The organism is Sphingomonas paludis (genome assembly GCF_053502515.1).
This window is the reverse complement of record NZ_CP187558.1, coordinates 1,314,067-1,325,424: the sequence shown is the minus strand read 5'-3', so window position 1 is coordinate 1,325,424 and position 11,358 is coordinate 1,314,067. Positions and strand designations below refer to the sequence as shown.

Here is an 11,358-nt window from a genome sequence, read left to right as displayed (position 1 = left end):
ATTGCGGCGCTGCGGCTCCCAGCCGACTATTGCACCCCGTCCAGCCCGCCGCCCTGCATCACCGTCGCCGGATAGGTCGGCGCGACCCGCGCCTTCGACACCGTCTCATAGGCATGGCCAAGCTCAAGCAGCCGCCCGTCAGTCCATTTCGCACCGATAAAGGATAGGCCCACCGGCAGCCCCTTCACCAGCCCCATCGGCACGGTCAGGTGCGGGTAGCCCGACACGGCGGGCAACTGGCTGGCGCTCGGCCCGTTGAACTGGTCGCCGTAAACCGGGTCCGACAGCCATGCCATGCCATAGCTGGGGGTGACGATCGCCTGTGCCCCCGCCTTGGCCAGCATCGCGTCGATCGCCTCGCTCGCCAGCTTCAGCGACTTGGCCCGCGCCTCGGCATATTTCGGGTCGGCCGTGCCGCCGGTCGCCTCCGCCGCCTCGAAAATGCTTTGCGCGAAATAGCGAAGCTCGGTGTCGGCGTTCGCCTTGTTGAACGCGATGGCATCCGCCAGCGTGCGGATCTTCACGCTGTCCGGCGTGGTCGCCAGATAGGCGGCAAGATCGCTTTTCAACTCCATCAACAGGACGTTGAACTCGGCCTCGCCCAGCCCCTCGGTCGCCGGCCGCTCGACATCGATCAGCTCGGCGCCCTCGGCCTTCAGGATCGCCAGCTGCGCATCGAACTGCGCCGCCAGCGCCGCGCCCATTTGCGGCCGCATCACCGCCAGCTTCACGCCCTTCAGGCTCGCCTTGCTCCAGTCGGGGGTCAGCGCCTCCCGCTTCGCATCGGCCTCCCTGGTCGCCGCATCAGCCGGATCGCTGCCGATCATGCCGGAAAACAGCGCGGCGGCGTCCTTGACGCTACGCGCCATCGGCCCCGGCGTATCCTGGCTGTGGCTGATCGGCACGACATGGGTGCGGCTGATCGCGCCCAGCGTGGGTTTCAGGCCAACCAGGCCGTTGATGCTGCTGGGACAGATCACCGATCCGTCGGTCTCGGTCCCCACGCCCACCGCGCCCAGGCTGGCGGCGATGGCCGAACCCGTGCCGCTCGACGATCCGCACGCCGTCCGGTCGAGCGCATAGGGATTGCGCACCAGCCCGCCGACCGCGCTCCATCCACTCATCGAATCGCCGTCGCGGATATTCGCCCATTCGGACAAATTGGTCTTGCCCAGGATGATCGCGCCCGCTTCGCGCAACCGGGCGACCAGTGGCGCATCGCGGCCCGTCCTGTTGTCCTTCAGCGCCAGGCTCCCCGCCGTGGTCGCATTCTCCGCATTCTCGATATTGTCCTTGATCAGCACGGGAATGCCGAACAACGGCCCGCGCGCGATGCGCAGCCGCCGGTCGCGGTCGGCCTTTTTCGCCTGCTCCAACGCCTGTGGGTTGATGGCGATGACGCTGCGCAGGGCCGGTCCCGCCCGATCCATCATCTCGATCCGGGTCAAATAGGCCTGGACCAGCCGCTCGCTGGTCAACTCGCCCTTCGCCAGCATCGCCTGCAATTCCTCGATCGATTTCTCGCTGACCATCAGCGCGGTCGGGGGCAGTTCCTTCAACACGATCTCATTCGCTTGCGCCATGACCGCCACCGGCGAAACAGCGATCAACAAGGCGGCGGCAATCATCGAAACACGCATGGAATTCCCCCGAATCAGGTGATTGTTACAGGCTAGGGTCACTTGGTCGCCCCCGCAATCGACCGGGTGAAACAGTCGCGTCATCATCCTTACGCTGCGACGCAACACAGGGCGCGCAGGGGCAGCGCACAATCAAAGCAAATCAAACGGGGAATCACCATGGGTCTTCGCCTTGCCCGCGTCGCCATCGCGTCGCTGCTCGCCACCACTGCCACCGCCGCCCTGGCCCAGCCCATGGTCGATCCCGTCCAGCCGGACGAAACCGCCACCGCCCAATCCGACAATGACATCATCGTCACCGCGCAAAAGACCGAACAGCGCCTGGTCGACGTGCCGATCACGATCACAGCCAACACTGGCGAGCGCATCCGCGAGCTGGGCGTGCAGGATCTGGACGAACTGTCCAACTATGTCCCCGGCCTCAACGTGCAGGAGCAGAGCGCGAACAATCCGGGCATCGTCATTCGCGGCATCACGTCGGACAGCGGCTCCGCGCAGCAAGGGCCGCGCGTCTCGCTTTATTATAACGGCGTCGACATCTCCCGCTCGCGCGGCTCCTATCAGGCGATCTATGACCTCGAACGGGTCGAGGTGGTGAAGGGACCGCAGGCGACATTGTTCGGCACCGCCTCCACCATCGGCGCGATCAGCATGATCTCGGCCCGCCCGCGGGAGGGCTTTTCGGGCGAATTGTCCGCCAGCTACGGCAATTTCGATGCGTACCGGATCGCCGGCTTCGTCAATGCCGGGTCGGACGTGCTGGCCGGGCGCATCGGCTTCGAATACAAGAAGCGCGACGGCTATGTCGAAAATCTCGCGCCCAATCAGGACGATCTCTATGCGCAGGACCAGTTCGGCATTCGCGGCTCGCTCCGCTACACGCCGTCCGACGCCTTCACTGCCGACCTGATCCTGACCTATGATCAGCAGCGCAATTCGGGCACGCCCTTCATCTCGCGCGCGCTGCCGACCAGCGACGGGCCGGGCAACCCCTTCGGCCGCGCCAATCTGGGCGGCTCGCCCCTGTCGGAGGCGGTGCTGGGCCAGGAAAAGCTCGGCCTGAACCGCGAGGTCTATGACGCCAACCTGACCCTTGGCTGGGACATTGCCGACGACTGGACGCTGACCCTCGTCAACGGCTACCGCGAGTTTGACAGCCTCGAAATCTTCGACGCCGACGGGTCGGCCGCCTGGTATCTGGAATTCGCCGAGTTCGCCAAGGGGTGGCAGGTCAATCAGGAAACCCGTTTCGCCTATACCAGCGACCTGTTCCGCGGTTCGTTCGGCTTCAACTTCTTCCTGGAAGACAGCATCCAGAACGTGCCCTTCTCGTCCGAGGAAGGCATTTTCATCCAGTGCGCGACGCGGCGCATCCCCAACCTGCCCTGCATCAACGCCCAGGGCGTCGTCACCGCATCGCAGGCGACGGCACAGCTGACCGGTGGCGCGGCCACCGTCATCCCCTATCGGTCGGTGTTCGAAAATCAGGGTCGCAATACCAGCTATTCGATGTTCTTCGACGGCACGCTGACCCCTGCATCCTGGATCGAGCTGACCGCCGGGGTCCGCTTCCTGATCGAGGAGCGGCAATCCGGCTTCCGCGCCGATGTGCCGCGCACGGTGATCGGCAATCAGGCTTCGCTGGTGCCGGGTCAGGTCGATACGCGCGGCCAGACCTTTCGGGCGGAGGGCAATTTCGCCGCCGTGCTGCCGCGCTTCAACGTGCTCGTCCGCGCAACCGACGACGTGAACCTCTATGCCACCGTGTCGCAGGGCCGCCGCTCGCCGGTGGTTCAGGTCGGCGCGCGCAGCACCGTGCGCGGCCCGGAACGCAATCTGGCGATCATCGACGAGGAAATCGTCTGGAACTACGAAGGCGGGATCAAGGGGACGGTCGGCCCGGTCTCCGGCACCCTCGGCGTCTATTACCAGCAATATGAAGGGTTCCAGGTCAGCGTGGTCGATCCCGACGGCATCACCCGCACCCGCAGCGCGGGCAATGCCAGCAATCTGGGCGTCGAGGCGGAACTTCAGCTGCGCGCCTCGAACTGGCTGACCTTCTTCGGCAACGGCGCCTATATCGATGCCAAGATCGAGGAGAATTCGGCACTCTCCCCGGCCTTTTCGGGCGCGCGTTTCCGCCTTCAGCCGGAATGGCAGGCAGCGGGCGGGTTCACGCTGGATGCGGATCTGGGTGGCGCGCGGATCTTTGCGACGCCCAGCGTCACCTATCGTTCGCAGATCTTCTTCGAAGTGCCGAACAACCCCTTGATCAGCCAGCCGGGCGTCACCCTGTTCAACGCGCGCGCCGGGGTCAGCTTCGCCGAGGATCGCTACGAGATCGCGGTGTTCGGGCGGAACCTGTCGGACGAGGATTATCTGCTCGACGCCGGCAACACCGGCGGCGCGTTCGGCATCCCCACCTTCATCCCGGCCGAGCCGCGCTTCTACGGCGTTCAGCTGACCGGGCGTTTCTAGACGGAGCGACCTGCCCCATCTCCGCTCGCCGGTTCAATGCGAGCGGGATGAGGCGTGGGCGTTACCGGAGCAGCGCCGTCACGTCCCGCTGCGACAGGTTGGCCTGGGCGATCATCGCGGTGGATGACTGGCTCAGGATCTGCCACTGCGCCAGTTGCGTGGCCTCGCTGGCGTAATCGGCATCCTCGATGCGCGACCGGGCCTCCGCCAAATGGCCGGCGCCATTGTCCAGCCCCTTGGCCACGGATTCGAGGCGGCTGATCGTCGCGCCGACCTCCGCCCGGCCCTGGGTCACGCGGGTCAGCGCATCGTCCAGCGTCTGCAACGATGCCACCGCCTCGTCCGCGGTCGCCACCGAAATGCCGCTGGACACGGTCGTGGTGCCGCCGCCCTGCGGATCCCAATAGCTCTCGCCATTGGTCAGACCCTGATATCCCCCGACACTGCTCTGTTGGATCGGCATCAGGCTATTGGTCAGATAGTTATAGATCATCGCGCCGTTATCGACGTCTTCCTGGGTGATATATTTGCCCGACCCTTCGGGCAGCGCGCCCGGCGTCGTGCCGACGACCATCAACGCACCGGTGCCCGGCACGGAAACGGTGCCGCCCGTCACCGCCGACAACGCCAGATCGTCGATGCTCAGCGCGACGCTGCGATCGCCATTGGCGCCGACCTGGATCCCGAACGACGATCCGCCCTCGGCGAACAGGGCGATGTCGTTGAATGTCGCGCCGGTTACCGCTTCGCTCATCTGCGTCTTCAACTGGGCAACCTCAGCCTGCAAATTGGCTCGGTCGTCGTCGGTGATCGTGCCGGTGGCCGACTGCACCGCCAGTTCGCGCATCCGCTGGAGCATGGAGGTCATCTCGACCATCGCCCCTTCGGCCGTCTGCGCCATGGCGATCCCGTCCTGGGCATTTCGCACCCCTTGCGCATAGCCGCGCAGCTGCGCCGTCATACTCGCGGCAACGCCCAGCCCCCCTGCATCGTCTGCGGCGGAATTGATTCGCTTGCCGGTTGCCAGCCGGTCCGCGCTGCGGTTCAGCTTCTGGGCGGCGGTCGCGGCGGCGGCGGCAGCGCGGGCGGCGCGGCTGGTGGCGGAAATGGCTGTCATGGCGTACGCGCTCGCTCCGTTACGGTCGGGGTCGCCATATGAAACGGCCGCTGATCGGCATTGTTTAGTCAACCGGCCGATAACCATTCGGGCGGCCATCCCCTCCTCCACAGGTAAATATTTTACGTTCGCGCCCCGTTCTCTTGCATCGTCCGCCAGCCAAGGGAAACCCGCGCGTCGCTGCACCTGCACGCTGTCGGTCGTTCCATGAGACGAGTCTTTTTAGCGACGAGTTGAATCGTTACATCGGCATTTACCGACTTGCCTTGGAACGCGATTGCACACAATCTGTTGTGGTCGCTTGCGGGGGCAAGCCCAAGCACTGGTATTCCTTGACCTGCAAGGCTAACTTGCGGCCCGGGCTTGCGCGCACTGTGACGGGTCGGAATGATCACTTTTTGTTCTCGCGCGCGGGTAAGGATGATAGCATCCACCGGCCCCGCCCGAGTCGGATGAACCGCTGGAAGGATGATGGGGCAGCTATGGATTTCAGGGACGCAACGGAAACCGTGACAGATACCGCCACCATCGAACCGGCGACCACCGCCAGCGACAGCAAGCGCATCGACCCGCGCCCCTACACGCTCGAGGTCGATCACTCGCGCGACGCGCTGCTGACCGATTTCGGCAAGGAAACGCTGAAGGACCGCTACCTGCTGCCGGGCGAAAGCTATCAGGACCTGTTCGTCCGCGTTGCCTCCGCCTATGCCGATGATGCGGCGCACGCCCAGCGGCTCTACGACTATATCTCGAAGCTCTGGTTCATGCCGGCGACGCCCGTGCTCTCCAACGGCGGCACCGGCCGCGGCCTGCCGATCAGCTGCTATCTCAATTCCGTGCCCGACAGCCTTGAAGGGATCGTGGCCACTTGGAACGAGAATGTGTGGCTCGCCTCGCGTGGCGGCGGCATCGGCACCTATTGGGGCACGGTCCGCGGCATCGGCGAGCCGGTCGGCCTCAACGGCAAGACCAGCGGCATCATCCCGTTCGTCCGCGTGATGGACTCGCTCACGCTCGCCATCAGCCAGGGGTCGCTGCGCCGCGGCTCGGCCGCCTGCTATCTCGACATCAGCCATCCGGAGATCGAGGAGTTCCTCGAAATCCGCAAACCCTCGGGCGATTTCAACCGCAAGGCGCTCAATCTGCACCACGGCGTGCTGATCCCTGACGCCTTCATGGAAGCGGTGCGCGACGGCGCCGAATGGGAACTGAAATCGCCCAAGGACGGCAGCGTCCGGGGCAAGGTGGATGCGCGCGGCCTGTTCCAGAAGCTGGTCGAGACCCGCCTCGCCACCGGTGAGCCGTACATCGTGTTCAGCGATCATGTGAACCGCACCATGCCCAAGCATCACCGCGAACTGGGGCTGAAGGTCACGACGTCGAACCTGTGCGCCGAAATCACGCTGCCCACGGGCCGCGATCATCTGGGCAACGACCGCACGGCGGTCTGCTGCCTGTCCTCGCTCAACCTGGAAACCTGGGAAGAGTGGGAAGGCGACAAGCGCTTCATCGAGGATGTGATGCGCTTCCTCGACAACGTCCTGACCGACTATATCGAGCGCGCGCCCGATGAAATGGCCCGCGCTCGCTATTCGGCCAGCCGCGAACGCTCGGTCGGCCTTGGCGTCATGGGCTTCCACTCCTTCCTCCAGGCGCGCGGCCTGCCGATGGAGGGGGCGATGGCCAAGATGTGGAACCTGCGCATCTTCAAGCACGTCAACGCCCAGGTGAACGAAGCGTCGATGAACCTGGCGGTCGAGCGCGGCCCCTGCCCCGACGCGGCCGACATGGGCGTGATGGAGCGCTTCAGCTGCAAGATGGCGATCGCGCCCACCGCGTCGATCAGCATCATCTGCGGCGGCACCAGCGCCTGCATCGAGCCGATCCCGGCCAATATCTACACCCACAAGACGCTGTCGGGCAGCTTCTCGGTCCGCAATCCGCATCTGGAAAAGCTGCTCATCGAAAAGGCCAAGAACAGCGAGGGCGTCTGGTCCTCGATCCTCGAGCGCGGCGGCTCAGTCCAGCATCTCGACTTCCTGTCCCCAGAGGAAAAGGACGTGTTCAAGACCAGCTTCGAGATCGATCAGCGCTGGATCCTCGAACTGGCCGGCGACCGCGCGCCGTTCATCGATCAGGCGCAGTCCCTGAACCTGTTCATCCCGGCGGATGTCGAGAAATGGGACCTGCTCATGCTCCACTTCCGCGCCTGGGAACTGGGCATCAAGTCGCTCTACTATCTTCGCTCGAAATCGGTGCAGCGCGCCGGGTTCGCCGGCGGCGTGGAAGCCGACAACACGATCGAAAAGCCGCAGTTCAACCTCGGCGAAACGACCGATTACGACGAATGCCTGGCGTGTCAGTGAACTAAGGTCCCTCTCCCAATGGGAGAGGCGAGCTTGGATCAGCGTTGGTTTGGAGTAAAATTCGAATGAATGTGGATCGTCAGTGGGGATGCGGGCTCATCGGGGGGTTTGCCGCCGTCATCCTGATCCTCATCGCGATGGTCGCCTATCCGCAGTATCGCGTTTACTCTCAGCGCCTCTCCGGCGAGGCCGCGCTCGCAGAGGCGCAATCTTCGCGCCAGGTTGCCATTCTTGAAGCGCGCGCGAAAAAGGAAAGTGCCATCGCATTGGCCGAGGCTGAAGTCATTCGCGCGGAGGGTGCAGCAAAGGCGAACGCCATCCTTCAAAACAGCCTGGGCGGACCAGAAGGATATCTGCGCTATCTCCAGATTCAGGCGCTTGAATCGAGCCGGGCTTCGCTGATCTATGTGCCGACTGAAGCTGGGCTACCCGTTACGGAAAGTCGCCGGTTTGCAGTTGGAGGGGAACCGGAATGACGCGCAGCATCGCCGCCCTCGCCCTGCTCCTCGCCCTCGCCGCCTGCGCGCGGCAGGTGGACAGCGCGGTTCAGCCCGATGCGCCCGGCATCCTGCTCGGCATCGTGCACGGCTTCATCTTTCCCGTCGCCTGGGTCGCCTCGCTCTTCCTGCCCGACGTCGCGGTCTATGCCGTGCCGAACAATGGCGGCTGGTATGATTTCGGCTATTTCCTCGGCATCTGCGTGTTCGGCGTGGGCGCCAATGGCGGGCGCAAGGTGATCTATCGCGAGCGCATCATCGAACGGCCAGCGCGGCGTGGCCGGGTGATCGACAATGAATAGGGGCCGGCCATGACCCGCGCGCTCGCCATCCAGATGGGGGTCGGGGCGATGGTCGGCATGGCCGGTGCCACCCTGCTGGTCCGCGCCCGCCGCGCCGTCAGCGAGCCTGCCCACTCTGCTTGGGGGATCGCCGACATGATCGGGCTATTTTCAGGTGGATTTGCTACAGTATTTTATTCGACTGCTGTCGGATGATCTTTAATCTATTTTCTCTTGTTTTTATGACCTCTGGCTTTGCTTTTATTGCTATTTATCCAGAGCGAACCGCCTTCTATGTGTATACCCGTCTTCGATTCATTCATGATAGGCTCGCCAAGCCCGACAAGTTCGTCACTTCATACTTTCGTATCATTGGTATACTTGGATCAATTTTTGTTCCTTTAATAATTTTAGCAATGCTAATTGACATATTCTCGGAGTAACCGCCCATGTCCCTTCTCGAAGCCCGCAAGACCTACAAGCCGTTCGAATATCCCTGGGCCTATGAGTTCTGGAAGCGTCAGCAGCAGATCCACTGGATGCCGGAGGAAGTGCCGCTGGGCGAGGATTGCCGTGACTGGGCGCAGAAACTGACCGATCATGAGCGCAACCTGCTGACGCAGATCTTCCGCTTCTTCACCCAGGCCGATGTCGAGGTGCAGGATTGCTATCACGACAAATATGGTCGCGTGTTCAAGCCGACCGAGATCAAGATGATGCTCGCCGCCTTCTCCAACATGGAAACGGTGCACATCGCCGCCTACAGCCACCTGCTCGACACGATCGGCATGCCGGAAAGCGAATATGGCATGTTCCTCGAATATGCCGAGATGAAGGACAAGCACGACTATCTGCAGAAGTTCGGCGTCGATACGGACGAGGATATCGCCAAGACGCTGGCGATGTTCGGCGGCTTTACCGAGGGGCTTCAGCTCTTCGCGTCCTTCGCCATGCTGATGAACTTCCCGCGCTTCAACAAGATGAAGGGCATGGGCCAGATCGTCAGCTGGTCGGTCCGCGACGAAAGCCTGCACTGCGAAGGGATCATCCACCTCTATCACGCCTTCGTGAAGGAGCGGGACTGCCTGACCAAATCGGTCAAGGACGAGATTATGGACATGTGCCAGACGACCGTGCGGCTGGAGGATGCGTTCATCGACCTCGCCTTTGAACAGGGCCCGGTCAACGGCATGACGCCCAAGGAGATCAAGAAGTATATCCGCTACATCGCCGACTGGCGCCTGTCGCAGTTGCAGCTGAAGCCGATCTACATGATCGACGAACATCCCCTGCCCTGGCTCGCGCCGCTGCTCAACGGCGTCGAGCACGCCAATTTCTTCGAACAGCGCGCGACCGAATATTCAAAGGGCGCGACCCGCGGCAACTGGAACGACGTCTGGTCCAGCTTCGACAAGCGCCAGAAGATCAAGCCGCCCGTGGCGAACGAGGACCCCGGCGAATGCGGCGATATGTTCGCGGCTGCGGGGGTTGCTGCGGAGTAAACGGAATCGGCAGGGCAAGGCACCGTTCTTGCCCTGTCCTCCCCTTGGGCTATGGCATCGCCGGGGCATCTGTACCGCCACCGCCATCGGCGTCCCTGTCCTACACCGGCCTGGTCATGGCAGAACGGCCGCATGGCCATCCTTCCGCTTCTGCTGCCAAAATGCTCCCACCAGGCGAACTGTCAACCGCAGCAACCAGCCGCGTTGACGCCTATCGCCCTCCACACAAAACACGCTGTTTTCGTCAAAACTGTCAACCGATCTGTCAACCTCGGCTCAGCACCAGCCCCGCCGCGCCTCGCCATTGTTGGGCCGGGCCAGCCCCTCGCGGATCAGCACGTCGCCCACCGAGCGGCCACCGATCACCAGCCGCCGCAGCTTGCGCCCATTGCGGTCCGCATCGCGGTTCCCCGCCTGCACCGTCACCGGCCCGGCATTCAGCAGTTCCTGCAAGCGCAGCGTCGCCCGCTCGCCCAGCGCCGCCTCCCGGGCACAGCGCGGTGGATGCGTTTCCGGCGCGTCGATGTCCGCCAGCCGGATCTTGATGCCGCCCATCCAGATCGTGTCGCCATCCACGACGCAGTTCGTCCCGCCGCCGTCCTTGCACAGCTCGAAATAGACCCGCTCGCCGCTCGCCACCTCACGCCAGTTCTCGGCATACCAACCGAGGGGAAAGCGCAGCGCCATCAGGATCAACAGCATCAGCGCCAGCACGCCCAGTCGCGCCCACAGCGTTGCCCGCCGACGCCGCGCCGCGCGGTGCTGCCCGATATCGGGAAAGCGCGGATCGTACCGGCTCCGCCGCCTCATCGCGCCGCCCCCGCCGCGCTCATTCGACCGCCATCAACTGGCTCGGAAAGGGTACCGCCAACGCCGTTGCCGCCGCCGCATCGCCGGTCAGCCAGCTGTCATAGGAATCCTCGGCCAGGATCACGGGCATCGCCTTGGGGTGCAATGGTGCTACCAGCGGATTGGGTTCGCAGGTCAGGAACGCGAACACCCGCCCCGCCTCGCTCGGCCGCCATATGCCCGCAAAGGCAGCGGCGGGCCGCCCGGTGACGGTGAACCACCATTCCGCCGGGCGGCCGGTCACGGCGTCCTTGCCCGCCCTTGGCTCGGCAAAGCGGCTGAACGGCACCAGGCACCGGCGTTCCGGCGCCGCGATCATGCTGCGCCAGAATGGGCTGGCCAAGTTGCGGACGTTGGTCACATGCTTGGTGACGGTGGTGCCAGGCCGCTTGCCGGGCAGGGTCAGCGGCACGCCCCATCGCATCGCCTCGACATGGCGCACCCCGTCCTCGATCCGCGCCACCAGCGCCTTCCCCTTGGGCCAGACATCGGTTGCGTCCATCGCCTCGGCCAGATCGTCGGTGATCCGGTCGCCGTCGCGGTCGGGCAGGCTCCACCCGATATACTCGGCCCAGCTCTGGATCGCCTCGGGATGCTTCTGGTAATGATTGCACATCGCCGCGCCGCC

10 protein-coding genes are annotated in these 11,358 nt (G+C 64.1%); 6 read left to right on the top strand and 4 right to left on the bottom strand.

Annotation, left to right across the window (positions count from 1 at the left end; all coding sequences use genetic code 11):
* Window positions 1–26: 26 nt before the first annotated feature.
* The gene (locus tag ACPVPU_RS06435) at window positions 27–1,640 is read right to left on the bottom strand and encodes an amidase (RefSeq protein ID WP_448660143.1); all 1,614 of its coding nucleotides are present in this window, start codon (window positions 1,638–1,640) and stop codon (window positions 27–29) included.
* A gap of 159 nt (window positions 1,641–1,799) precedes the next feature.
* On the opposite strand from ACPVPU_RS06435, the gene ACPVPU_RS06430 reads away from it, so the two are divergent.
* Window positions 1,800–4,118, top strand: coding sequence for a TonB-dependent receptor (locus tag ACPVPU_RS06430; RefSeq protein ID WP_448660142.1), 2,319 nt, complete (start codon window positions 1,800–1,802; stop codon window positions 4,116–4,118).
* Window positions 4,119–4,179: 61 nt separating this feature from the next.
* On the opposite strand, the gene ACPVPU_RS06425 is transcribed toward ACPVPU_RS06430, so the two are convergent.
* Entirely contained in the window at window positions 4,180–5,235 is a 1,056-nt protein-coding gene (locus tag ACPVPU_RS06425; RefSeq protein ID WP_448660141.1) for a flagellin N-terminal helical domain-containing protein, read from the bottom strand.
* Between the two features lie 482 nt (window positions 5,236–5,717).
* On the opposite strand from ACPVPU_RS06425, the gene ACPVPU_RS06420 reads away from it, so the two are divergent.
* The 5 genes from ACPVPU_RS06420 (at window position 5,718) to ACPVPU_RS06400 (ending at window position 9,881) form a co-directional block, all read left to right on the top strand.
* The gene (locus ACPVPU_RS06420; protein WP_448660140.1) at window positions 5,718–7,601 is read left to right on the top strand and encodes a ribonucleoside-diphosphate reductase subunit alpha; all 1,884 of its coding nucleotides are present in this window, start codon (window positions 5,718–5,720) and stop codon (window positions 7,599–7,601) included.
* A 65-nt stretch (window positions 7,602–7,666) separates the two neighbouring features.
* The gene (locus ACPVPU_RS06415) at window positions 7,667–8,077 is read left to right on the top strand and encodes a membrane protease subunit (protein WP_448660139.1); all 411 of its coding nucleotides are present in this window, start codon (window positions 7,667–7,669) and stop codon (window positions 8,075–8,077) included.
* Complete coding sequence (locus ACPVPU_RS06410) at window positions 8,074–8,400, top strand: hypothetical protein (RefSeq protein ID WP_448660138.1); 327 nt, start codon at window positions 8,074–8,076, stop codon at window positions 8,398–8,400. The genes ACPVPU_RS06415 and ACPVPU_RS06410 overlap by 4 nt, the downstream gene beginning before the upstream one ends.
* A gap of 9 nt (window positions 8,401–8,409) precedes the next feature.
* Window positions 8,410–8,595, top strand: a complete 186-nt coding sequence (locus ACPVPU_RS06405) for a hypothetical protein (protein ID WP_448660137.1) — start codon at window positions 8,410–8,412, stop codon at window positions 8,593–8,595.
* 233 nt (window positions 8,596–8,828) lie between these two features.
* Entirely contained in the window at window positions 8,829–9,881 is a 1,053-nt protein-coding gene (locus tag ACPVPU_RS06400) for a ribonucleotide-diphosphate reductase subunit beta (protein ID WP_448660136.1), read from the top strand.
* A gap of 276 nt (window positions 9,882–10,157) precedes the next feature.
* Here ACPVPU_RS06400 and ACPVPU_RS06395 read toward each other — a convergent pair whose 3' ends face one another.
* Together ACPVPU_RS06395 and ACPVPU_RS06390 are read right to left on the bottom strand one after the other, a co-directional pair.
* A complete protein-coding gene (locus ACPVPU_RS06395; protein WP_448660135.1) occupies window positions 10,158–10,691 on the bottom strand; it encodes a thermonuclease family protein in 534 nt (177 codons plus the stop codon).
* Between the two features lie 19 nt (window positions 10,692–10,710).
* Window positions 10,711–11,346 carry an SOS response-associated peptidase family protein gene (locus ACPVPU_RS06390; protein WP_448660134.1) on the bottom strand — a complete coding sequence of 212 codons (636 nt, stop codon included), beginning with the start codon at window positions 11,344–11,346 and terminating at the stop codon, window positions 10,711–10,713.
* Between the last annotated feature and the right edge of the window lie 12 nt (window positions 11,347–11,358).

What these genes read in the sequence shown, in the direction of transcription:
- ACPVPU_RS06420 (WP_448660140.1), top strand. Translation starts at nt 5,718, where the DNA reads ATGGATTTCAGGGACGCAACGGAAACCGTGACAGATACCGCCACCATC.
- ACPVPU_RS06435 (WP_448660143.1), bottom strand. Translation starts at nt 1,640, where the DNA reads ATGCGTGTTTCGATGATTGCCGCCGCCTTGTTGATCGCTGTTTCGCCG.
- ACPVPU_RS06400 (WP_448660136.1), top strand. Translation starts at nt 8,829, where the DNA reads ATGTCCCTTCTCGAAGCCCGCAAGACCTACAAGCCGTTCGAATATCCC.
- ACPVPU_RS06395 (WP_448660135.1), bottom strand. Translation starts at nt 10,691, where the DNA reads ATGAGGCGGCGGAGCCGGTACGATCCGCGCTTTCCCGATATCGGGCAG.
- ACPVPU_RS06405 (WP_448660137.1), top strand. Translation starts at nt 8,410, where the DNA reads ATGACCCGCGCGCTCGCCATCCAGATGGGGGTCGGGGCGATGGTCGGC.
- ACPVPU_RS06390 (WP_448660134.1), bottom strand. Translation starts at nt 11,346, where the DNA reads ATGTGCAATCATTACCAGAAGCATCCCGAGGCGATCCAGAGCTGGGCC.
- ACPVPU_RS06425 (WP_448660141.1), bottom strand. Translation starts at nt 5,235, where the DNA reads ATGACAGCCATTTCCGCCACCAGCCGCGCCGCCCGCGCTGCCGCCGCC.
- ACPVPU_RS06410 (WP_448660138.1), top strand. Translation starts at nt 8,074, where the DNA reads ATGACGCGCAGCATCGCCGCCCTCGCCCTGCTCCTCGCCCTCGCCGCC.
- ACPVPU_RS06415 (WP_448660139.1), top strand. Translation starts at nt 7,667, where the DNA reads ATGAATGTGGATCGTCAGTGGGGATGCGGGCTCATCGGGGGGTTTGCC.
- ACPVPU_RS06430 (WP_448660142.1), top strand. Translation starts at nt 1,800, where the DNA reads ATGGGTCTTCGCCTTGCCCGCGTCGCCATCGCGTCGCTGCTCGCCACC.